At 63.9% G+C, this 21,423-nt stretch carries 21 protein-coding genes; 18 read left to right on the top strand and 3 right to left on the bottom strand.

Going from position 1 to position 21,423, the window contains the following annotated elements:
- Positions 1-316 precede the first annotated feature (316 nt).
- The 3 genes from M2428_RS19130 (at position 317) to M2428_RS19120 (ending at position 4,399) form a co-directional block, all read left to right on the top strand.
- The gene (locus tag M2428_RS19130; protein WP_277527542.1) at positions 317-1,201 is read left to right on the top strand and encodes a potassium channel family protein; all 885 of its coding nucleotides are present in this window, start codon (positions 317-319) and stop codon (positions 1,199-1,201) included.
- Positions 1,202-1,596: 395 nt separating this feature from the next.
- Positions 1,597-2,889 (top strand): DUF6379 domain-containing protein, encoded by a 1,293-nt coding sequence (locus M2428_RS19125; protein WP_277527547.1) that lies wholly within the window; start codon positions 1,597-1,599, stop codon positions 2,887-2,889.
- Between the two features lie 31 nt (positions 2,890-2,920).
- Positions 2,921-4,399 carry a DUF6379 domain-containing protein gene (locus tag M2428_RS19120; RefSeq protein ID WP_277527541.1) on the top strand — a complete coding sequence of 493 codons (1,479 nt, stop codon included), beginning with the start codon at positions 2,921-2,923 and terminating at the stop codon, positions 4,397-4,399.
- A 64-nt stretch (positions 4,400-4,463) separates the two neighbouring features.
- On the opposite strand, the gene M2428_RS19115 is transcribed toward M2428_RS19120, so the two are convergent.
- Positions 4,464-5,408 carry a LysR family transcriptional regulator gene (locus M2428_RS19115; protein ID WP_277527540.1) on the bottom strand — a complete coding sequence of 315 codons (945 nt, stop codon included), beginning with the start codon at positions 5,406-5,408 and terminating at the stop codon, positions 4,464-4,466.
- A 228-nt stretch (positions 5,409-5,636) separates the two neighbouring features.
- On the opposite strand from M2428_RS19115, the gene M2428_RS19110 reads away from it, so the two are divergent.
- From M2428_RS19110 to M2428_RS19055, 12 genes are all read left to right on the top strand, one after another.
- Positions 5,637-6,926, top strand: coding sequence for an extracellular solute-binding protein (locus M2428_RS19110; RefSeq protein ID WP_277527539.1), 1,290 nt, complete (start codon positions 5,637-5,639; stop codon positions 6,924-6,926).
- A 156-nt stretch (positions 6,927-7,082) separates the two neighbouring features.
- Positions 7,083-7,940: a sugar ABC transporter permease gene (locus tag M2428_RS19105; RefSeq protein WP_277527538.1), complete on the top strand. Its 858-nt coding sequence runs from the start codon at positions 7,083-7,085 to the stop codon at positions 7,938-7,940.
- Between the two features lie 3 nt (positions 7,941-7,943).
- A complete protein-coding gene (locus M2428_RS19100) occupies positions 7,944-8,780 on the top strand; it encodes a carbohydrate ABC transporter permease (RefSeq protein WP_229992078.1) in 837 nt (278 codons plus the stop codon).
- A 6-nt stretch (positions 8,781-8,786) separates the two neighbouring features.
- Entirely contained in the window at positions 8,787-8,930 is a 144-nt protein-coding gene (locus M2428_RS19095) for a hypothetical protein (RefSeq protein ID WP_277527537.1), read from the top strand.
- A gap of 30 nt (positions 8,931-8,960) precedes the next feature.
- Positions 8,961-9,737: a TIM barrel protein gene (locus M2428_RS19090; protein ID WP_277527536.1), complete on the top strand. Its 777-nt coding sequence runs from the start codon at positions 8,961-8,963 to the stop codon at positions 9,735-9,737.
- Entirely contained in the window at positions 9,734-11,293 is a 1,560-nt protein-coding gene (locus M2428_RS19085) for a GMC oxidoreductase (RefSeq protein WP_277527535.1), read from the top strand. The genes M2428_RS19090 and M2428_RS19085 overlap by 4 nt, the downstream gene beginning before the upstream one ends.
- A 70-nt stretch (positions 11,294-11,363) precedes the next feature.
- Positions 11,364-11,759, top strand: coding sequence for a DUF6379 domain-containing protein (locus M2428_RS19080; protein ID WP_277527534.1), 396 nt, complete (start codon positions 11,364-11,366; stop codon positions 11,757-11,759).
- On the top strand, positions 11,756-12,859 hold the full coding sequence (locus M2428_RS19075; protein ID WP_277527533.1) for a sugar phosphate isomerase/epimerase: 1,104 nt from the start codon (positions 11,756-11,758) through the stop codon (positions 12,857-12,859). Before M2428_RS19080 ends, M2428_RS19075 begins: the two co-directional genes overlap by 4 nt.
- Positions 12,860-12,879: 20 nt before the next feature.
- Positions 12,880-13,944, top strand: a complete 1,065-nt coding sequence (locus tag M2428_RS19070) for a TIM barrel protein (RefSeq protein WP_277527532.1) — start codon at positions 12,880-12,882, stop codon at positions 13,942-13,944.
- Positions 13,945-13,952: 8 nt separating this feature from the next.
- Positions 13,953-14,351: a DUF6379 domain-containing protein gene (locus M2428_RS19065; protein ID WP_277527531.1), complete on the top strand. Its 399-nt coding sequence runs from the start codon at positions 13,953-13,955 to the stop codon at positions 14,349-14,351.
- Entirely contained in the window at positions 14,348-15,535 is a 1,188-nt protein-coding gene (locus tag M2428_RS19060; RefSeq protein ID WP_277527530.1) for a Gfo/Idh/MocA family oxidoreductase, read from the top strand. The genes M2428_RS19065 and M2428_RS19060 overlap by 4 nt, the downstream gene beginning before the upstream one ends.
- A gap of 12 nt (positions 15,536-15,547) precedes the next feature.
- Positions 15,548-16,552: a sugar phosphate isomerase/epimerase family protein gene (locus M2428_RS19055; RefSeq protein WP_277527528.1), complete on the top strand. Its 1,005-nt coding sequence runs from the start codon at positions 15,548-15,550 to the stop codon at positions 16,550-16,552.
- Between the two features lie 67 nt (positions 16,553-16,619).
- Here M2428_RS19055 and M2428_RS19050 read toward each other — a convergent pair whose 3' ends face one another.
- A complete protein-coding gene (locus tag M2428_RS19050) occupies positions 16,620-17,657 on the bottom strand; it encodes a restriction endonuclease subunit R (protein WP_277527527.1) in 1,038 nt (345 codons plus the stop codon).
- Positions 17,658-17,724: 67 nt separating this feature from the next.
- Here M2428_RS19050 and M2428_RS19045 point away from each other — a divergent pair, with 67 nt between their 5' ends.
- Positions 17,725-18,141 carry a DUF6379 domain-containing protein gene (locus M2428_RS19045; protein ID WP_277527526.1) on the top strand — a complete coding sequence of 139 codons (417 nt, stop codon included), beginning with the start codon at positions 17,725-17,727 and terminating at the stop codon, positions 18,139-18,141.
- 29 nt (positions 18,142-18,170) lie between these two features.
- Here the strand turns inward: M2428_RS19045 and M2428_RS19040 are convergent, their stop codons facing one another.
- Positions 18,171-19,433 carry an ROK family protein gene (locus M2428_RS19040; protein WP_277527525.1) on the bottom strand — a complete coding sequence of 421 codons (1,263 nt, stop codon included), beginning with the start codon at positions 19,431-19,433 and terminating at the stop codon, positions 18,171-18,173.
- A gap of 104 nt (positions 19,434-19,537) precedes the next feature.
- On the opposite strand from M2428_RS19040, the gene M2428_RS19035 reads away from it, so the two are divergent.
- Both M2428_RS19035 and M2428_RS19030 read left to right on the top strand, forming a co-directional pair.
- The gene (locus tag M2428_RS19035; protein ID WP_277527524.1) at positions 19,538-20,581 is read left to right on the top strand and encodes a Gfo/Idh/MocA family oxidoreductase; all 1,044 of its coding nucleotides are present in this window, start codon (positions 19,538-19,540) and stop codon (positions 20,579-20,581) included.
- Positions 20,578-21,375 (top strand): hypothetical protein, encoded by a 798-nt coding sequence (locus tag M2428_RS19030; RefSeq protein ID WP_277527523.1) that lies wholly within the window; start codon positions 20,578-20,580, stop codon positions 21,373-21,375. The genes M2428_RS19035 and M2428_RS19030 overlap by 4 nt, the downstream gene beginning before the upstream one ends.
- The last annotated feature ends 48 nt before the right edge of the window (positions 21,376-21,423 follow it).

Here is a 21,423-nt window from a genome sequence, read left to right as displayed (position 1 = left end):
TGTTTCTGAGGTTCCGATGAACCATCCATTAAACGAGGCACGGTCGTTGCAACTCCCAAAACTTCGGGTGTTGCAACGACCGTTAGAACCCAAGAAGCTCCCGCCGTCGTTGGCTTTGTGCGAAGCTACTTCTCACCGGCGGGCTGGAAGGGCTCGCCGCCGCCTACACCCAACGGCGCCATCCTCGCCTCCGACGGCGGCTGTTCCGCGCTGTAGGTCAGCGGCAGCCGGTCAATACCGACTGATTCTGACTTGCGTGGCGACGGCCTCGCGCCGGGTGCCGTCGCGCGAGGGCTTCGGACCCTTAAGCTGAAGCATGGATTTCACCGACGCACTCTGGATCGCTGCCGGGGCAGGCCTGATCCTGCTGATGTTCACGGATGTCTTCCACACACTCCTGTATCCGCGCGGGACAGGCCCGGTCTGCAAGGCGATAATCCGGGGACTCTGGCTGTTAACCAACAAAGTCCGGGGACGGGCATCGACAATCGCAGCCCCTCTCGCCATGGCTGCCGTGATCGGAGCCTGGGCCGCCCTGGCTATTCTGGGCTGGGCTCTGGTGTACTTCCCGTTTCTGCCTGCAGGATTCGTGTACGGAGACGGGGTGGCGCAGCACGGCGATTTCACCGAAGCCCTCTACATCTCGATGGTCACCCTCTCCACAGTCGGCTACGGTGACATCGTGCCGGCACTGCCTCTCCTTAGGCTGGTCGCGGCCGCCGAGGCCGTGGCCGGTTTTGGGCTTCTAACCGCTACGGTGTCCTGGATACTGCAGACCTACCCTGCCCTTAGCCGTCGCAGGGCTTTGGCCCACCGGCTGAGCCAGTTCAGGGAAGCGGCCGGGGACGAAGGTCTCTCGTCGCTGACTCCCGCTCATGCCGCCGTGTTGCTCGAATCCCTGGCCGGAAACGTGGCATCGGTCAGCATAGACCTGCTGTCCTTCCATGAAACCTACTACTTCCACGAAGCAGAGCGCAGGGGATCGCTGCCGGCCACCGTGACGTATGCACAGCAGCTGGCTACTGAAGCCCGGGACCATGACAACGCAGAACTCCGCTTCGCCGGACGGATGCTATACGCAGCGCTGGAGGATCTCGCCGAGGTCCTTCGCGGGAACTTCGGGCATGAGGGGAGTACCTCTTCTGCCGTGTTCCGCAGCTATCAGCTGCACCACCGGCACCGTAAGGCCGACCTTAAATAAGTGGGATTCCAATACCGATGCGGCACGCCTATTGAATGCCCACTTAGAAAGTGGATCGGGCGGGCTTTCGGCGCCGACGGACGACGGTCATGGTCCAGATCCAGGTGCCCCAGAGAGGAAATCAAGATCCATTCTTCCATCAGTGAAAGGATCCGCCCTCCCGTCCGACGGCGGCTGGTCCGCACTCCAGGGGAGCGGGAGTACCCGTGGGCCTGAGGGCTGCGGGCTGGATGAGCGCTTGCCGTCGGACAGGACGGGCTTCGTCATCGCGCACCCTCGAAGCGGCGGTCCGCTGAGGGCCTATGGCAAGTTTTGCCGGTTAGACGCTTACTTAGGTGTAAAAGAGACGGAATGGTTGCTACTCTGGATTCTGCACCTAGAGAGAGTGAGCAATGATGCTTCTCGAAAGAGACCTCATCCAGTCCGTCGGCTTCCGCAACGTAACGGACGGCGGACGTGTAACCGGCTTTCAGTTCCGGGTCCGGATGCCTTCCTACCGGGGCATGGCCGCGTCCCTCATCGATGGCATCGCCGTTCGCGTTGGCGACATCGTCGACGTCGGACCTGACGTTCCGCTGTGGACCTTCGGCGGGCGGACCTACACCCTGCGGCAGCTCTGGGAAAGTGATGGCGTGCGCTGGCCCCTTGAGGAAGCGGCAGTGGTCACCGTTCCCCTCGACGGCGGCCTGCCGCAGGGCGTCCACGAGCTCTCCATCGAGCTGCGGCTGCGGATGTCCTACATACCAGTCGAGCACCAGCCCACCACTCACCAGACAAGCCGCAAAGTAACGCTCGCGCCGGAAGGCGGCGAAGGTACCTTCCGCTACGGCGTTTCCCTCTACAGCTTCATGGGCGATTACGGCACGGTGATGGACCTTGAGACGGCGCTGGCCGCCGTCGCTGACGTGGGCGCCACAGGCGTCGAGATCCTCGGCGAGGGCCACGTTCCCAACTATCCGGAACCGTCCCCGGCCTGGATCGATAACTGGTTCGGCCTGCTGGAGAAGTATTCGCTGGAGCCGACCAACTACGGTTCCTGGATAGACACCCGTCTTCACCCGGGCCGCACCATGACGGTCGCGGAGGGTGCGGAGGCCCTGCAGCGGGACCTGCGGCTTGCCAACCAATTGCGTTTCGGCTTCGTGCGCCCCAAGATCGGCGTGGTGTCCAGCGACCTGGTCCCAGACCCCATCTGGACCGAGTCCGTGGAACGCTCCCTTGATCTGGCCCACGAGCTGGGGATCATCATCTGCCCGGAGATTCATTCGCCGACGCCCATCAGACACCCCGTCGTCGAGGACTACATCGGACTCATCGAACGGACTGGAACCAAGAACTTCGGCCTGCTCATCGACACCGGAATCTTCCAGGACCGGCCCATCCCGCTGCGCGAAGGTGAGACCCGCGAGACCCGGCCCGCCTTCCTCGACGGCATCGGCGTCGACCCCGCCGACTTCGCCGATATCGCCCAGTACGTGGTGTTCGTCCAGGCGAAGTTCCACGACATCAACGAGCAGCTGGAAGACCAACAGATTCCCTGGCTGCCCGTCCTCAAGGCCCTCAAGGAATCTGGCTACACCGGTTATCTCTCCAGTGAATACGAAGGCGAACGCACGCCATGGCGCGCTATTGAACAAGTGCGGCGCCAACACGCCCTGATCCGCCGCATCACCGGCGAACTTACCTGACCCATCCCATTTCCCAGTAAAGAGAACAACAATGCCAAACGGACTTCTTGACGATGCAAGCCTCCGCACCCACCCCGACGGCCTCGCGCTTGCCCTGACTCTGCCGTGGTACCGGAGCCTGTGGCTCTCCTCGGTCTCCAGCCTGCGGCTCACCGTCGACGGCCAGGATATCTCCGCCGAGAACTTGTCCCTGGAACTGGGCGGTGTCCGCTATGCGCTCCCGGACCTGCCCGCTCAAAGCGAAACCCTCTGGTACCTCCAGGAACATCCCTTGCTTACCGCCAAAACGGAGAGCCCTGTTGCCTTGGGCGAGCAGCACACCGTCCGGCTCATCGGTGAGCTGCGCCTGCCGTACATGCAGATTGCTCCCGGCCAGGACGGCGGTCCCGGCATGTACGTTCCCAACTTCGTGAACCAGGCACTGGAGCTGACTGTCACGGACAGGGCTGTGGCGGCACCGGAATTGACGACGGCGGTCACGCCGCCCCCGCCGAAAGCGGAGGACGATCCGTTCTCGCTGGGGCTCACCCTGTACTCGGCAAGTGCCGAATTCCGGGCCGGCTGGTACGACTTCGACGGCCTGCTGAACCGCGTGGCCGAGCTGGGCATCGGCCCCGGGATCGAGATTGTGGCATCGCAGGTCCTGCCTACCTATCCCAACGTGACTGATGACTTCGTGCGCTCGTGGCAGGAGGCCTTCGACAAGCACGGCTTCACCGCCAGCTCCTTCGGCGCCAATCTGGACATGGGACGCCGCCGTGACCGCGACATGACCCCGGACGAGGAGTACGAGTTCACGCAGACACTCTTCCACGGCGCCAAGAAGCTCGGTTTCCCGCTCGTCCGCATCCAGAGCGCGAAGCCGGAGCTACTTCGCCGGCTGCTGCCGCTGGCCGAGGACCTCGAACTCAAACTTGCCTACGAGATCCATGCACCGCTGGGGCCCAACTCGCCGGAGATCATGAAGGTCCGCGACGTCTACGCCGAGCTTGATTCACCGCTGTTGGGCTTCGTGGCTGACTTCTCCTCAACCATGCACAGCATGTCTCCCACGCTCCTGCGCGCGGTCCGCCGTGCCGGGCTGGACGATGAAGCTGTGGAAAGGCTGCAGGCTATCTGGGGCACTGAGGCCCCGATGCGGGTGCGGCAGGAGGAGTTCATTGCGTACCTGCGGGGACGCGACTTTGATCCTGCCCGGCTTGGGTCCTTCGCACACCTGGCCTTCAACATGCACGGCCATGTCAGCCCGAAGGAGTGGGCTGACATCATGCCGCAAATCATGCACGTCCACGCAAAGTTCTACGATATTGATGAGCAGGGCAACGAGCCGGCCATCGACTATCCGGAACTGGTCCGCGTATTCGTCGAAGGCGGCTACCGCGGCTACTGGTCCAGCGAATGGGAAGGCCATGCCTTCGCCGAGCTCGGTGAGGTGGATCCGCTGCTGCTGGTCCGTCAGCAGCACGACCTCATCCGCAAGAGCATGCGAACAGCGCTGGCATCAGCCTGACCTGCAAAACCGAAGCCCCATAGCCTCGATGCCCGTCCGTTTAGCCGGCCGGGCATCGAGGCGTTTAAGGGGCTTCCTTGGTTGCGGCGGCTGCCACGATGTCAGCAGCCTCTTTGAAGAGGCCCCTCATCCACTCATGCTCGGAGTCGCGGTTGTGCACGGGGTGCCACCACAATGCATTAACCAGCGGCGTGGCATCGAAGGGCAGCGGTAGGATCCGAACCCCGCCCACGCGCAGAGCGAACGGCACCAGTGCCGCCTGGATGAGCGCGATCCGGTTGGTCCCAACCACAAAGTGAGGTAAGGACTGGAAACTTTCAACGACCACGTCCACACGGGGCTCAACACCCAGCTGCTGGATCTGCCGTTCCGCCGATGTTGAGGCTGAGCGCGTCTGATAGGTCATCACCCAGGGAAGTTCAGCGATGTTTTCCATGGTGATTTGCTCCCCGACGGCTTCATTGGACGTGGAGACCACGGCCACCCACCCGTCCCTCCACAGATCCAGGTAGGGCAGCCCGGTGAGGAATCCATGGGGAATTACCATACCGTCCACCGATCGAAGGCGGTTGGCTGCATCCTCCACCACCATCGGATTGTGGAGCATAAACCGGAACCGGACTCCTGGGGCGCGCTCGGCTGCAAGCTCGGAAGCAACCCGGCCAATGGTAGTGAAGCCGTAATCCGAGCCGTAGATGGAGAACTCGCGCTCAGATTCTGTGGGCTCCCAGGTGGCCTGGCTTTCGAAGACGCGGCGTGCGGCCTCCAGCGCGGTGGTGGTGTGCTCCGCGAGCCGGAGGGCGAAGGGGGTGAGCTCATAAGCGTTACCGCGGCGGGCCAGGATCGGGTCCCCAAAGTGGGATCGGAGCCGGGCGAGCGAGGCGCTGAGCGCCGGCTGGCTTAGGTGGAGCCGCTCGGCCGCCCTAGTAACGCTTCGCTCGGTAATGAGGGCATCCAGCGAGATCAGCAGGTTGAGGTCGAGACGGGAAAGCAGGACATGTTTCGTCACGGCGCAGCGATCCTTTGGAAGTGGAACCGTTTCAGGTGAGCTTATCAGCGGGATCTATTACATAGGCGAAGTCATCAGGCATCTGGATAGACCTTCCGCGGACCTCCGTTGGACTTATGTCCGTCATAGCGAATACTTATGTGTGTTTTAGGCACATCTCCTGCATACTTATGAGTGACCGGGGTCACGACACCCGGATTTTGGACAATGAAGTCAGAAAGGCTGGACATGACACAGCACCGTCGCAATTCGGGCCTGAAGGTCGGCGCCCTCGCCGTCCCCACCGTCGCAGCACTCATTCTCACCGGTTGCTCGGCCTCCACCGGCAGCAGCTCCTCTTCGGGTGGTTCCCAGGAATTTTCACTGTCCTTCGCGACATCCAACACCATCGAGAGCCCCTTCCAAGTGTTGGCAGAAAATTACATGAAGTCACACCCGAACGTGAAAATCACCTTCAATCCTCAGCCGAACGACTCTTACGACCAGACCCTGCGCACACAGCTCCAGGCCGGAAACGCCTCAGACGTCGTAGTGACATCACCAGGCTCCGGCACCGGCCGCAGCATCCTGCCGCTCGTGCAGGCAGGTTTCCTTGAGCCGCTTGACGATGCCGCCAAGCAACTGCTCCCCGAGGGAAGCGCCAGCACCTTTGGATCCGACGGCAAGGTGTACGGCCAGGCCACGGAAATTACGATCTCTGCCTTGGTGAGTAATGAGACGGCTGCAGATGCAGCCGGTGGCTTCCCTGCCGACTATTCCTCCCTCCAGCAGCAGTGCAAGGCTCTGGAGTCCTCCGGTAAATCCCTCTTTGCCCTTGCCGGATCAGCCCCTCCCAACACAGGGCTGATGGCCATGTCCCTGGCAGCCTCGCGCGTCTACGCGGAAGACCCGAAATGGAACGATAAGCGCGCCGCTAAGGAAACCACCTTCGCCGGCTCGGACGGTTGGAAGGCAGCCCTCGAAGCAGTTAATACCTTGAAGGACGCGGGCTGCTTCCAGAAAGGTGCTGCCGGCGGCGGCTTCGACGCCATCACCAAGGGGCTTGCCAGCGGAACGTCCTTGAGCGGCTTCATCCCGGCCCCAAGCTGGAAGCAACTGCAGTCCGCCGCTGGGGGCTCCCAATTCGCCGTACGGCCGTTCCCGGCGGAACAGGGCTCGGGCAAGAGCTACGTATTCGCCAGCGCAAACTACGCCTTCTCCATCAACGCGGCCTCCAAGAACAAGGACGCTGCCAAGGCCTTCCTCGATTGGGCCGCACAGCCTGAGCAGACCAAGGCATTCGCAGAAATCGACGGTGCCCTGCCGGTCAGCGGACTCGACAAATACGATTTCGACGGCGGCGCCTATAAGAACGTCGGCGGCCTGATCAAGGACGGCAAGTACGGCCCCCTGCCCAACATCCAGTGGCCTAATTCCGCCGTCTACGACGCACTGGCCACGGGGGTCCAGGGCATCATCACCGGCCAGAAGAGCCCTGACCAGGTCCTGCAGGCCATGGACGCGGCCTGGGAACAGTAGCAGTTCTTGACCATCAACGTTCCGACGACTCAAAGGGACAAGCAAGGAATACCAATGACTGCGACGATGCAACCGAAAAGCGAAGCAGCTGAAGCACCCCGGCGAGGCAAGCGGACGCCGGGGACGGGTGAGAACACCCGTCCCCGGCGGGGGCCCATGCAGTTCGGACACTGGTGGTGGGCGCTGCCCGGGATCGCCCTGGTGTTTGCCATCCACTACGTGGCAACCGGTATCGGCGGATTCTTCGCCTTTACCAACTGGACGGGCATCGGCTCGTTCAAAATCACGGGCTGGGCAAACTTTGAGGCCATCTTCAAGGACCCCACGAAACTCGGAGCCCTCTCCAACACCCTCTTTCTGGCCTTTGGCTCGGTTCTCCTGGGCAACATCGCCGGGTTGGTCATTGCGCTGGGCCTGAACCGCGTCCTCAAGACGCGCTACATCCTCCGGACCCTCTTCTTCATGCCGGTGGTGCTCAGTCCGCTAGCCACGGCCTACATCTGGAAATACATCTTCGACTTCGACGGTCCGCTCAATGCTTTCCTTACGGCAATAGGCGCCGGCGACCAGGCCAAGCCGTGGCTGGCCGACCCGCAGTGGGCCATCTGGACCGTCCTGGTGGTGCTGGTCTGGTCTTCCACCGGCTTTGCCATGGTGATTTTTATGGCCGGCCTGGCCGGTGTCCCCGTGGACGTGGAGGAGGCGGCGGCCATTGACGGCGCCAACCTGTGGCAGCGGTTCCGCAACGTTACCCTGCCCGCCATCCGCCCCGCCGTCGCCATCGCCACCACGCTGGGAATCGTCCAAGGGCTGCGCGTCTTCGATCCCATCATGGCACTCACCGGCGGCGGACCGGCCGGAGCGACGGAAACGCTGGCCACGCTGGTTTACAAGCAAGCCTTTGCGCTCGGGAACTTCGGGGGCGGTGCCGCCCTGGCCCTGGTGCTCGCCGCCATCATCCTGATCTTCGCCGTTCTCCAGCAGCGGCTGACGCGTTCGAACCCTGAGGACTAAGCCATGTTCCGCTACACCAAACTCACCCTGCTCCGCGAAGTCGGCCTGTGGGCGCTCGCCCTGCTGTTCCTCGCGCCGTTCTACTTCCTGGTGACAACTGCCCTGAAGCCGGACAACGAGTTGTTCACCACCTCGGCCCTGGCTCCGCCAACAAGCCCCGACTTCAGCAACTTTGTCGACGTCCTCACGGCCACCGGCAACTCCAACGTGGTGATGGGCCTGGTCAACAGCGCCATCATCACCGCGGGCAGCATCGTGGGGCTCATCGCACTCGGTTCCATCACCGGATACGTCATCTCCCGCAGCACCCGACGCTGGAGCAAGGGCGCGTATTACCTCTTCCTGATCGCCATCATCCTCCCCGGCCAGCTCGGCGCCGTCCCTCTCTACATGGGTGCACGGGCCCTTGGACTCACCGGATCCGCTTGGGGCCTGATCATCCTGTACACGGGCATGCTGCTGCCGTTGTCGATCTTCCTCTACGCAAACTTCTTCCGGGGCCTCGGCACGGACTACGAAGAAGCGGCCACCATCGACGGCGCCAGCAAATCCCAGATTTTCTCCAAGGTGGTGTTCCCCATGATGGCTCCAGCCACGGGAACGGTCACCATCTTCGCCGGGCTCATCGTGTGGAACGACTTCTTCACATCGCTGATCTTCCTTGGCGGCTCCGCCAACCAGACGCTGCCGGTGGCCATGTACTACTACATCGGCTCCCTGGTCTCCCAGTGGAACTCGATCTTCGCGATAGTGATCGTGTCCATGATTCCCATCCTGGCGCTGTTTCTGTTCGCACAGAAGCGGTTCATCCAGGGCTTCTCCGGCGGCCTGAAGGGCTGACCCGCGATGGCTGACAACCGCGCAGCGTTCGAGCGCTTCGTGGAGATCTTCTACACCCAAAAACGGGTGCGTGAAGCCTTCGACTTCCTTGTGGCCGGCGACTACCGGCAGCACAACCCGACCATTCCTGACGGGCCTGAGGCGTTTTAGACCACCATTTCAATTCTCTAGGAGACATCCATGTTCCAACTTTCGCCCAATATCGACCTTTTGTTCGCCGAAGCAGGCGAAAGTGCTGCTGACCGGGTTCGCGCGGCGGCAGCAGCCGGCTTCGACGCCGTCGAAATGTGGGGCCCGACGGGCAAAGACATTCCGGCCCTGAAGGACGCACTCGAGGAAACCGGAGTCCAGCTGACCTCCCAGCTGGCGGAACCGCGTATGCAATTCATGATCCCGCCCCGCAACCACGATGCTTTCTACACTGGGCTGGACGCCGGCGTCGAAGTGGCCCAGCAGCTCGGCTGCCCCCGGATGGTAGTGGGGAGCGGTACCGGATTCGGCGGGCGCAAGCGGCAGGACCAGCTGGACGAACTGATCGAGATCTTCACCCGAGGCGTCGCGCACATTGAGGGTTCCGGCATCACCCTTGTCCTCGAGCCGGTGAACGTCAGGGTTGACCACCCGGGGGCCCTCCTTGACCGGACCTCGGAAGCCGTCTATGTCGCCCGGGGAGTGGCCTCGCCATACTTCGGCGTTCTCTACGACCTCTACCACTCCACGGTCGAGGGCGAGGACGTGGCCGCCGAGCTCGCCAACGCCGGCGACCTCATTAGGTACGTGCAGATCGCCGACGCTCCGGGCCGCGGGGAGCCCGGCTCGGGATCCATCGACTGGCCGGGCCGGTTCGCCGACCTGCAGAACAGCGGCTACGCGGGCCCGATCGGGCTCGAGTACTACCCCACGATCGACTCGGCAAAGTCCGTACGACGCATCCAGGAACTGGTGGCAGGGCGGTGAGCAATAACCGGTACCCGGCCCGCGTCGACGTCGCCATCGTCGGCAGCGGCCCCACGGCATCGGCGTACGCACGGATCCTCAGCGAGGAAGCCCCTGGCGCCACCATCGCCATGTTCGAGGTGGGCCCCACCGTCAGCAATCCACCCGGGGCGCACGTCAAGAACATTGAGGATCCGGAGCGCCGCAGCCTCGCGCAGCGGGCATCGGAAGGCCCCGGTGCAGGTGCTGAGACGGTGAACTCACCCGGCGCCGTTAAAAGCGGGGAGCGAAGGGCCAGGCCCGGAACCTACCTGCTGCAGGACGGCTACGTTTTCCCCGGCGAGGACGGGATGCCCGTTGCCGCCATGTCCAGCAACGTGGGCGGCATGGCCGCCCACTGGACCGCTGCCTGCCCCCGCCCGGGCGGCAAAGAGCGCATTCCGTTCCTACCGGACCTTGAAGTGCTTCTTGACCACGCAGACCGTCTGCTGGGGGTGACCACCCGCGCCTTTGACGGTGCCCCGTTCTCTGACCTCGTCCGGGAACGACTCGCGGCCGCCGTGGACGCGGGCCGGGGCACCGCCTACCGTGTCCAGCCCATGCCGCTCGCCGTACACCGGCGCGAGGACGGCGGCCTCGTGTGGTCCGGTTCCGACGTCGTTATGGGGGATGTGACCCGGGAAAATCCGCAGTTTGAACTTTATGATGAGTCGCTGGTGACGCGCGTGCTCCTAGAGGATGGCGCTGCTGCCGGCATCGAAGTCCAGGACCGCCGCAGCAGCGAAACCCATCAGGTGGCCGCCCGCTACGTTGTGGTGGGTGCGGATGCCTTGCGCACGCCGCAGCTGCTGTGGGCTTCCGGGATCCGGCCCGACGCTTTGGGCCGCTACCTCAACGACCAGGCGCAGGTGGTGTTCGCGAGCAGGCTGCGCGATGTTTCAGCCGAACATGCGCCGCGGCCCGCCAACGGCGCGCTCAGTGAGCAGAGCGGAGTTGCCTGGGTTCCCTACACGGACGAGGCGCCCTTCCATGGCCAGATCATGCAACTGGACGCGTCGCCGGTCCCGCTGGCCGAGGAGGACCCCATCGTCCCGGGGTCGATCGTCGGGCTCGGCCTGTTCTGCGCGAAGGATCTCCAGCGGGAGGACCGGGTGGTGTTCGAGGACGGCACCTGCGATTCGTACGGGATGCCCGCCATGCGCATCCATTACCGCCTCACAGGGCGGGACCATGAGGTGCTGGAGCGCGCCAAGCAGGAGATTGTCCGTCTGGGCAAGGCGGTGGGTGAACCGCTCGACGAACGTCCGTTCGTCATGCCGCCCGGCGCATCGCTTCACTACCAGGGCACAACGCGCATGGGCGCGGCGGACGACGGCGAAAGCGTGTGTTCGCCCGACAGCCAGGTGTGGCAGGTTCCCGGCCTCTTCGTGGCCGGCAACGGCGTGATCCCCACCGCCACCGCGTGCAACCCCACGCTGACCGCTGTGGCACTCGCAGTGCGCGGGGCGCGGAGGATCGCAGAGGAACTCACCAGCTCTTTACTTATGTCGGAATCAGACAATAGAATGACTAAATAATGACGAAGTGTCCGCATGGCGTCACTTCCGCCCATCACCGGCAAGGCATGCCGCAGACAAGGAGGTCTCGATGATCGCCGACCGCATGATCGAGCAGGGAACACTCACCACCCAGGACGGCCGAACCGCCGTCGAAGTCCGCATCCCCTGGTACCGCGCCCTTCCGGGCTCGTGCATCGCTGGAGCTGCATTGACAGTGGACGGCGTCGCAGCCCCCGAGGGCTCACTGCGCTGGACCATGAACAACCGCACTTTCAGCTTCGAGGAACTCGTGGACGAGACCGGTGAATGGTGGTTCCCGCTGGACTCGGCAGTCCTTTCGGGCGACCTTCCCGTCCCGGACAGCCAGACCGAGCACGAGGTCAGGGTGGACCTGAAGCTCTACATCCCCTACATCATCACCGACCACGGCGTGCTGCACATCGAAGAGCACGACACCAAGACCATGAAGGTGGCACAGCGATGACCAGCCTCGGCACGCCGATCCAGGGCGTCACCCTTTACAGCTTCACCCGGGCCTTCCACTCCCGGCAGTACGATCTCGATGGCCTGATCCGCAAGGTGGCGGCCGAAGGCTTTGGCCCAGGGCTTGAAGTCATCGGATTCTCCAGCCTGCGCGGCTTCCCGGACCGGATCGACGACAACTTCGTTGGCCAGTTCCGTGATCTTGTCGCCGAGGTTGACCTGGTCCCCACCTCCCTCGCAGTCAACGTTGATACCGGTATCCGCCGCGACCGGCTCATGAACCATGACGAGCTTGTCGAATACATGCGCAAGCAGATCGAAGTAGCCGCCAGGCTCGGCTTCCCGATCGCCCGGGTGCAGATCTCTCTGACGCCGGACGCCATGGAAAGCCTGCTGCCCGTGGCCGAGAAGTACGGCGTCACCCTGGCCCTCGAAGTCCACGCTGACCAGCACGGCGCCCACGAACGTGTCCTGGCCCTGCGCGACCGCTACGAGAAACTCAATTCCCCCCTGCTCGGCTTCACCGCCGACTGGGGTGCCACCGTCACCGGCTTTGCGCCCTCCCTGCTGGAGGCCTACCGCCGGCGTGGAGCTTCGGAGGAACTTCTCGGACAGGTGGTTGACCTGTGGAATGGTTTCTACGTCGACGGACCGCCAAACACGCAAAAGGTTCACGGTGAACGCTTCGGTGCCTTCATCGGCCTGGCGGCCCGCAACGGCCGGCCCGATCTTGGCATTGACTTCGCCATCAACGGAACAGGACTTTTCGGTCCTGCACCGCTGGACACCTGGCTGGAGATCATGCCTTGGGTCCGCCACGTGCACGGCAAGTTCTTCGGCATCGACGAGACCGGCGAAGAGCCCTCGGTGCCGGTCCGGGGCCTTGTCCGGCAACTGGTCGAGAACGGCTACTCCGGCGCAATCTCCAGCGAATACGAAGGCTGGCACTGGAACAAATGGCAGGACCCGTTCGACATCATCCGCGGCGAGCAGGCCGTCCAGCGCTCTGCCGCGGCCAACGCCGGTTCGGCCATGGTCACTGACGCGTCGGAAGCGCGCCGCATCCTCAATAGCCATCTCGCCCAGCCCGTCCGCGGCTGACAACGAAGGAACCAGAAAATATGTCAGAAGGCATCGCAGGCTCGGGCATCGAGCTTGGCATTACCCTCTATTCGCTCACCTCCGAGTTCGCCGCCGGACTCTACACCCCTGAGACGCTGATCAAAGCTGTTGCAGATGAAGGCCTCGGCCCGGGGGTTGAGTTCAACATCGCGCAGATGCTGCGCACCTACCCCGACGTCGACGATGACTTCGTCCGCCTGTGGCGCGACAGCATGGACCGCTACGGCCTGACCCCCAGCGCAGTTGGCACCAACCTGGACATGGGCCGCCGCAAGGACCGGGACATGACACCCGATGAAGAGTACGACTTCTTCGCCGCGCAGCTGCACACGGCTAACAAGCTTGGTTTCCACCGCGTGGTGATCCGGTCCGCGGGCAAGGAATTGCTCCGCCGGCTGCTTCCCCTGGCCGAGAAGTACGATCAGAAGCTCGGCTACGAAATTCACGCGCCGCAGGGCCCGAACGATCCCAAGATCCTGCAGATCCGCGAGATGTACGAGGAACTGGGAAGCGACCGGCTCGGTTTCACCGCAGACTTCAGTTCGACGATGCACAGCCTTTCCCCGACCCTCTTCCGCACGTTGACGCAAATGGGGCTGCCGGAGGAGCACTTCGCCGTCATGCAGGAGATCTGGCGCAAACCGTCGCCCATGCATGAGCGCAACCAGGAGTTCGAGGACTACCTAAGTGCCAACAACTTTGATCCAGCCCGCCTGGGCCCGTTCACCCGGCTGGCCTTCAACATGCATGGACTGGTTCCGCCGGAGGAGTGGCTGGATATCATGCCGCAGATCTTCCATGTCCACGCAAAGTTCTACGACATCGACGAACACGGCAACGAACCCGCGATGGACATTCCCCGCATTGTGCGCCAGTTCGTCCAGGGCGGCTACCAGGGCTACCTGTCCAGCGAGTGGGAGGGCCACGCGTTCGCCGACCTGGGCGAATCCGATCCGATCGACCTCGTCAAGAAGCAGCACACGCTGATGCGGCAGGCCATCGAAGATGCCGTTGATCCAAATGCACCCGACTCCCACGCGACCCTGGTCGAGACTGTTAAGTAAGGAAAGCCATGGCAACTCACAATTCCCTGTTCCAGGACACCGACGTCCGCAGGCACCCCGAGGGGATTGCCGTGTCGGTGCAGCTGCCCTGGTACCGCAGCCTCTGGCTGTCCGCCGTTGACGACGTCGTCGCAACCGTCAACGGCGTGGAGATTCCCAAAGAGTCCCTCCGCTTCGAACTGCAGGAAAAGTCCTACTCCATAGCTGAACTCCCGGAGCAATGGGAAACCCTGTGGTTCGTCGCAGACAAGCCTGACGTGATCATCCCGCTGGACCGCGTCCCCGATACCGGCGAGGAGATCGACGTCGAAGTCATCCTCACCTTGCGCCTGCTGTATATGCAGATCGCGCCGATGCGTTACGTGGGCAACCGCGTTGCCGTTGAACGAAAGGTGGTGCTCGCATGAAAACCTTGCGCGTGGCCATGATCGGCTATGGCTTCATGGGTGCTGCCCACTCCCAGGGCTGGCGGACGGCGCCGCGGGTGTTCGACCTGCCTGCTGAGCCGGAAATGGCGGTGGTTGTGGGCCGCAACGCTGAAGCGGTCGCTGCCGCTGCGGACAAGTGGGGCTGGGCAGAGTCCGCCACAGACTGGCGGGAGGTGATCGCCCGGGACGATATCGACGTCGTCGATATCGTCACTCCCGGCGACTCCCACGCCGAAATCGCGATCGCCGCGCTCGAAGCCGGGAAGCACGTTTTGTGCGAAAAACCGCTGGCCAACACGGAAGCGGAAGCGGAAGCGATGGCCGAGGCTGCGGAGCGGGCCGCGACCCGGGGCATCCGCGCAATGGTCGGCTTCACGTACCGCCGCGTTCCGGCCGTCACGTTCCTCCGCAACCTCATCGCCGAAGGCGCCGTCGGCACGATCAACCACGTGCGCGCATCCTACCGGCAGGACTGGCTCGTGGACCCGGAGATGCCGCTGGCCTGGCGTCTGCAGAAGGAACACGCTGGCTCTGGGGCGCTGGGGGACATTGGCGCCCACGCCATCGACCTGGCCCAGTTCGTCACCGGGCTGAAACTGGCGAAGGTGTCCGGCGTTATCGACACCATCGTGAAGGAGCGGCCGCTCCTGGATTCAGGTGCGGGTCTTTCCGGCACTGCCGGTGTCGGCAAGGGCCAGGTGACCGTGGACGATATCGCCATCTTCACGGGCCGCTTCGAATCCGGGGCGCTGGCGTCGTTCGAGGCCTCACGCTTTGCCACCGGTCGCAAGAACGCATTGGAGATCGAGGTTTCCGGGGACAAGGGGGCCCTGGCATTCGATTTGGAGGACCTCAACAGCGTTCAGTTCTACGACCGTACGGCACCTGCGGACCGCCAGGGCTTCCGGAAGATCCTGGTCACGGAAGCTGAGCATCCCTACGTTTCGGCGTGGTGGCCGGCAGGCCACATGCTCGGTTACGAGCACGGGTTCTCCCACCAGGTCAAGGACCTAGTGGAGGGCATCGTGGGCGGCACCGTCCCGCATTCGTCGTTCGCTGACGGGCTGAGGGTGCAGCGGGTGCTCGACGCCGTCGAGCGCAGTTCCGAGAATGATTCCGCCTGGACACGCGTCGCTTCCGGCGTCCCCGTGCAGGCCGTGTAGGAGGGGAAGTAGATGGCACGACCGATCACCTTGTTCACGGGCCAGTGGGCCGACCTGCCGTTCGAGGAAGTGGCCCGGCTCGCTGGCGAGTGGGGCTATGACGGGCTGGAAATCGCGTGCTGGGGGGACCATCTGGACCCCTGGCGCTGGGACGATGACGCCTATGTGCAGGGAAAACTGGACATCTTGGAACGCCATGGCCTCAAAGTTTGGACGATTTCCAACCACCTCAAGGGCCAGGCCGTCTGCGACGACCCCATCGATGAACGGCACCGCGGCATCCTGCCGGACGTTGTGTGGGGCGACGGCGATCCTGAAGGGGTCCGCCGTCGTGCCGTCGAGGAGCTGAAGAACACTGCGCGGCTCGCCGCCAAGCTCGGCGTGAAGACGGTGACCGGCTTTACGGGATCGTCCATCTGGAAGTACGTGGCGATGTTCCCGCCCGCCTCCGAAAAGATGGTCGACGCCGGCTACCAGGATTTTGCCGACCGGTGGAACCCCATCCTGGACGTCTTCGACGAGTGCGGCGTCCGGTTCGCCCACGAGGTGCACCCGTCAGAGATCGCCTACGACTACTGGACAACGCAGCGCGCCCTCGAGGCGATCGGGCACCGCGCGGCCTTTGGCCTGAACTGGGACCCGAGTCACATGGTGTGGCAGGACATCGACCCTGTGGGGTTCCTGTGGGACTTCAAGGACCGGATCTACCATGTGCACTGCAAGGACACGAAGAAGCGCCTGTCCAACGGGCGCAACGGCCGGCTCTCCTCCCATTTGCCCTGGGCTGATCCGCGCCGCGGCTGGGACTTCATCGCCACCGGCCACGGCGACGTGCCGTGGGAGGATGCGTTCCGGATGCTGAACGCCATCGACTACCGCGGGCCGCTGTCCGTGGAGTGGGAGGACGCCGGAATGGACCGGCTGGATGGCGCCCCCGAGGCGCTTACGTTCGTGCGCAGGCTCTCCGGCTATGAACCCTCGGCAGCAGCTTTCGACGCCGCTTTCAGCACGAAGTAATTCGCATACAAGAAAGGCCGGCCCCGCGGGGCCGGCCTTTCCTGTGCCATGAGCTTCTTGTATCCGGTCAGAGGCCAGCCCGGGCAGCCCGGGCCGCTGGTGCCGGCTCGACCAATGCTGGCTCTGCGAGGGCTGCCCCCGCCAGGGCCAGGTGACTCCGCGTCATCTCCGTTGGGTCGTCCTGCAGCCACTCGTGGCCGCCCCACTCGCTAGTCAGCGTGCCGTTGAAACCACTCCTGCCGAGCAGGCTGCCGAGGTCATGCAGCGGCTGCGAAACCCGGCCGCCGTCGTCGTCCAGGTCCCAGAACTTCAGATGGAAGGCGCCCACCAGGGGGAGGATGCCCTGCAGGTCTGCGGCGTCACTGCGGCCGAAGCGGATGAGCAGGTTCATAAAGAGGGTGTGGATGCGCGGCGGAACCTTCCCTGCGCGGAGCAGGGCGGTGACGGCATCGAGGGTGGCGGGATCGCGCCAGTCATTCTCCAGGCGCGCCAGAAGGTCGGAAGGAACGCCGCCCTGCCGCAACTCATGAAGGTAGGTGACGGGAAGGGCCGGCATGAGCATGCTGATGTCAACGAGTACCCGCACGTGGTCATCTGCCAGCCTGGCTATCGCATCCAGGGCTGGTGCCACCGAAGGGTTGTTTGGAGTCTGCTGCCCTTGGATTTCTTCGTACAGCACCAGATCGAATTCATGCAGCAGCGGCTGCAGCAGCGTGAGCAGTTCCGTGCCCGCCTGTCCGATCGGTAACCGGATCCCGCGGGCACCCACTCGGCTGGCGGCGCTGAGTTGGGGGACCAGGAAGTCCAAGCGCTCCTGCAACGAGCGGCGGTCGGTTGGTGACATGAAGTCGTCGAGGCTGGCGCCAACGATGCTGACGCGTCCCCCTCTTGCCGCCAGCGAATCCCGCAGTTCGTCTACCTCGGCGTCTTGGGGAGCGGGGAAGGACCGCCACAGCAGCCCAGGTTCGAGCTCTATTGTCTTCGTCACGGAATCCGCGATGCCACTCACAACGTCCAGGGCAGTCCGCCGCGCTGCCGTGATCTCCGGAGTCCAGTTGAAGGAGCTGGCGCAGAGGGTCCAGTTGTCAGGAAGTGCGGGGGCCATGTGTTGCCTTCCCATTTATGCTTGTTAATGACAAACTTATGTCACTTTTAGGATAAAGGATGAAGCTATGTTGCAAACCGCTTTGCGCGAAGATGCACTGACGGCCACGCCGGGAGGCTTTGAACTCCGGCTCGGCCTGCCATGGATCCGCTCAATGCCCCTTTCCAGCGTGGCTGAGCTCGCAGTTGAGGTCGATGGCGTTCCGGTGGCGGCAGGGGAGTTGGCGGTGGTGCTGGGGGCCCGGTGTGTGCGGGCGGGTACGTTGCAGGCGGAGTCCGGGTGGTGGTTCGTGCAGGACAGGCTGGTCTTGGCCGGCCGGCGCGAGCTTTCCCGCGGGACGCACGCCGTCGCCGTCGACTTCCAGCTTCTGGTGCCCTACCTCCAGGCGCATCCCGGTTCGCCGCTAGCCCTGCCGTTCCATCTGGAGGCCCGGCTGGAGCTTGACCGGGCACCGGTGCCCAGCGTCTCCCGCGACGTGGCCTGAGCGGCTATGCGCAGGCCACGCAGTGGACTCTAAGCGGGAACAGCGGCCCGTTCCGGTGAGGGCCTGCCGTCAGCAAACCAGCGCGGGAAGGTGACATCGAACAGCTGCTCGCGGGCCAGCTCAGCTCCTCCGCGCAGGGGTTCGCGCTCGTCGTTTACGGACAAGGTGATGGTGAGGTCGCGGGTGGCGAGCGGCAGGGACAGTTCGTAGACCCGCTGGCGCACTTCGGCCAGGAATACCTCGCCGGCCGATCCCATGGCCCCGCCGATGACGATGATTCCGGGGTTGAACATGTTCACCAGGGCTGAGATGGTCTCACCCGCTACCCGGGCCGACTTTTGAATCAGTGTGATGGCCAGCGGGTCCCCGGCCTGGGCTGCGAGGGTGATTTCCTCGAGGGTCAGTGTCCCCTTTTTTACCAGCGGAGCCAGGGAGCTGTTGGTGCCTTCCGTGACGGCCTGTTCCGCGTCCCTGACCAGGGCCCAACCGCTGGCCACCGCTTCGAGACAGCCGATCTTGCCGCAGCGGCATTGCGCCTGGGAGTCGGAAACCCGGACATGGCCGATATCGCCGGCCGCGCCGTTGGCACCGCGGTGGATCCTGCCCTGGGACAGCAGGCCGGCGCCGATTCCCGAACCGATCTTGCAATAGATGAGGTTCGCAAGGGATTCGCGACGGCGGGCGCGCTCACCAAGGGCAAGCAGGTTGACGTCGTTATCCACCCACACCGGTGCGTTAAAGCGGTCCTCGAAAGGCGTGCGGACATCGAATCCATTCCACCCGGGCATGATCGGAGGTGCCACCGGTTGTCCCGTGGCGAAGTCAACCGGGCCGGGGAGGCCCACCACCACACCCCAGACGGGCACTTCGTGATTCTTTTTCAGCACGTCATCAACGAGGGCCATCACTGCGTCAATGGTCTTCTCCGGTCCCTGGGCGATATCCCAGGTGCGGTGCGTGTGTTCTAGGATGTCGCCGTCAAGCGCAGTGACGCCAACCCTTATATGAGCGGCTCCGAGGGCGCATATCACGATCCGTCCCTGCTCCGCGCGGAAGCGCAGAGTCCGGGGCGCGCGGCCCCCGGAGGAGGCGCCGAATTCTCCATCCCCGAGGAAACCGATCTCAATGGCCTGGTCCACACGCTGGCTGACAACACCCCTGCCCAGCCCAGTGACCTTGCCGATTTCAGGGCGCGTTGTTGCCTCGCCCGTTCGCACCAGGTTGACGATCCTCAGCAGGCTCGTCACTTCATCCGTTTGTGCTCCAAAGCGGAGTGTGGACTCTGTCGTCATGATCACAATTCTCACACATAGCAGGGGACTAAGGTGGGGTTGAAAGCGACTATAGCCAGATATTTCCGTACTTATGAACAATAAGGACAAAAGAGGGGGAGGCAATGATGCCTTGGAATGTAGGACTTCTTGGAGCCGGGCCGGGCGTCGCGGCCCTGCATCTGCCGGTGCTGGGGCGGCTGGCGGAGCTGTTCAAGGTGGTGCACATTGCCGATGCGGGAAGTGGGCGCGCCCAGGGCCTGGCCGAAAGGCTTGATGCCCGGTGGTCGGTGGGGGAGGCGGACCTGCTTGCGGACCCGGCTGTCCATCTGGCGGCCATATGCAGCCCGCCCGCTGAACATGCCCGCCAAATCCTGGCGGCTGTAGCCGCGGGGAAGCCCGCCATCTTTTGCGAGAAGCCGTTGGCCACCAGCAGGGAAGAAGCCGATGAAGTCATCTCTGCCTGCCGGGTCGCAGGAACGGTTCTTCTGGTGGGGACGAACCACCTGTTTGACGCCGCGTGGGGACGGGCCAAGCATCATCTTGTGGCCCTCGCGGGCCGGGTACAGGCGATCTCCGTGACGCTGGCGCTCCCGCCGAATGACAGGTACCACCGGCTGGTCGCCGAGGGTGGCCCTTTCCAGGCCGTCCGGCGGGGACGCCTGGACCTCGACAGTCCTGCGGTTGCGGCCAGCGTCCTGCGGCAGCTGCTGACCGGTCTTGCGATCCATGATCTTCCGGCCGTGAGGGACATCGCGCCAGGCATCGACGAGGTTGTCTACGCGCGGGTCGCTCCGCCAATCGGCTACCTTGTGGGGTATCGGGCCGGCGGAATCCTGGTCCAGTTGGCGCTTACCATGCTTCCGGAAGGACCGGATGCCCTCTGGAGGATGAGTATCGCCACCTCCCACGACCGCATCGAGGTGAATTTCCCGCCCGCCTTTGTCCATGCCGGAAGCGCGGCCACCCGAGTGCGAAGCGCGGACGGGCAGTGGACGGAGTACAGGCGGGATCCGGAAGACGGCTATATGGCTGAGTGGCGCCTGCTTGCCTCACTCCTTGAAGGCGGGGCCCCTGTGGAGTACGACGAACTGCTGGCTGACTCGCATTTTGCAATCGACCTGGCCGATGCTGCCGCAGCGAAAGTTCTTGAAGGGGTGTCGCAGTGAGTTCAGCAGATCTAGGGCGCGGCATCTTCACGGCGTTACCTTCCTATGTCGCGGCTGTCGCCGAGCTTCCCGTCAGTGCTGCACTCACCGATGACGTAAGTGGGGCGGTGGCTGTGGTGCCTGGATCCGGCGATTGGTGGCAGGGCATGCTGGCCGCCCGGGCCGGGGGAGCGGCGGCAGTGGTGATTGCGGACCCTGCTGTGCTCCCGCAGAAAGGAATCGGAGCCTACCCATGGCCCGGTGACATCCCGGTCATCGTTGAGCGCCCGCGCCTGCGCCCCGATGTTGTTGCCGATGCGGTCCGGGCAAGACGAGACAGCCCTGCCCGGATCATCACCGTCGAGTGTGCTGCCCCCGCGGCAGGCCTTGAAGCGGTAATCCGCGACGGCTTGGGCTGGGCGCGGTCCCTGGTCCAGGGCCCGTTGACGCTCCCGGTGTGCATTGCCACGGCGCAAGCCAGGATTGCTCTGCTGGATTCAGGGGGATCTGCCGGCGGGGCAATACCCGTCACCCTTGGGGCGACGGCGGCGGCGGGCCTTCATGCCGGCGGACTGCTCCAGGTGCTGGCCCTCGGCGAGGTGCGCACCGAAGTCACCGTGGACCAGCCGGCCGGGCTGACGCGGCTGGAGACGTCAACTGAGCACGGGACACTCAGGGCTCCGGAGCGCTATGAATCATCACCCCGCCTGGCGCTGCGCCGGGCCATCGAGGCGCGTTCTTCGGGTCAGCCTGGAACGGAACTGGAGGAGCTGCTCGAGGACATGATCCTCACGCGCGCCTTGCTTGCTGCATGAGGGGGTGCCCGCCATGGACGTCTAATCCACGCATTCTTTTGTTGTTTT

This window comes from Arthrobacter sp. ES3-54 (assembly GCF_029504395.1).
Lineage (GTDB): Bacteria > Actinomycetota > Actinomycetes > Actinomycetales > Micrococcaceae > Arthrobacter.
The sequence above is the reverse complement of the archived record's forward strand: the minus strand, read 5'-3'. Positions and strand labels throughout refer to the sequence as shown.

Bases quoted from the DNA above. Each gene is read 5' to 3' on its own strand.
- M2428_RS19130 (WP_277527542.1), top strand. From the start codon at position 317: ATGGATTTCACCGACGCACTCTGGATCGCTGCCGGGGCAGGCCTGATC.
- M2428_RS19120 (WP_277527541.1), top strand. From the start codon at position 2,921: ATGCCAAACGGACTTCTTGACGATGCAAGCCTCCGCACCCACCCCGAC.
- M2428_RS19070 (WP_277527532.1), top strand. From the start codon at position 12,880: ATGTCAGAAGGCATCGCAGGCTCGGGCATCGAGCTTGGCATTACCCTC.
- M2428_RS19095 (WP_277527537.1), top strand. From the start codon at position 8,787: ATGGCTGACAACCGCGCAGCGTTCGAGCGCTTCGTGGAGATCTTCTAC.
- M2428_RS19090 (WP_277527536.1), top strand. From the start codon at position 8,961: ATGTTCCAACTTTCGCCCAATATCGACCTTTTGTTCGCCGAAGCAGGC.
- M2428_RS19050 (WP_277527527.1), bottom strand. From the start codon at position 17,657: ATGGCCCCCGCACTTCCTGACAACTGGACCCTCTGCGCCAGCTCCTTC.
- M2428_RS19075 (WP_277527533.1), top strand. From the start codon at position 11,756: ATGACCAGCCTCGGCACGCCGATCCAGGGCGTCACCCTTTACAGCTTC.
- M2428_RS19125 (WP_277527547.1), top strand. From the start codon at position 1,597: ATGCTTCTCGAAAGAGACCTCATCCAGTCCGTCGGCTTCCGCAACGTA.
- M2428_RS19040 (WP_277527525.1), bottom strand. From the start codon at position 19,433: ATGACGACAGAGTCCACACTCCGCTTTGGAGCACAAACGGATGAAGTG.
- M2428_RS19100 (WP_229992078.1), top strand. From the start codon at position 7,944: ATGTTCCGCTACACCAAACTCACCCTGCTCCGCGAAGTCGGCCTGTGG.
- M2428_RS19110 (WP_277527539.1), top strand. From the start codon at position 5,637: ATGACACAGCACCGTCGCAATTCGGGCCTGAAGGTCGGCGCCCTCGCC.
- M2428_RS19080 (WP_277527534.1), top strand. From the start codon at position 11,364: ATGATCGCCGACCGCATGATCGAGCAGGGAACACTCACCACCCAGGAC.
- M2428_RS19055 (WP_277527528.1), top strand. From the start codon at position 15,548: ATGGCACGACCGATCACCTTGTTCACGGGCCAGTGGGCCGACCTGCCG.
- M2428_RS19060 (WP_277527530.1), top strand. From the start codon at position 14,348: ATGAAAACCTTGCGCGTGGCCATGATCGGCTATGGCTTCATGGGTGCT.
- M2428_RS19045 (WP_277527526.1), top strand. From the start codon at position 17,725: ATGTTGCAAACCGCTTTGCGCGAAGATGCACTGACGGCCACGCCGGGA.
- M2428_RS19105 (WP_277527538.1), top strand. From the start codon at position 7,083: ATGCAGTTCGGACACTGGTGGTGGGCGCTGCCCGGGATCGCCCTGGTG.
- M2428_RS19065 (WP_277527531.1), top strand. From the start codon at position 13,953: ATGGCAACTCACAATTCCCTGTTCCAGGACACCGACGTCCGCAGGCAC.
- M2428_RS19035 (WP_277527524.1), top strand. From the start codon at position 19,538: ATGATGCCTTGGAATGTAGGACTTCTTGGAGCCGGGCCGGGCGTCGCG.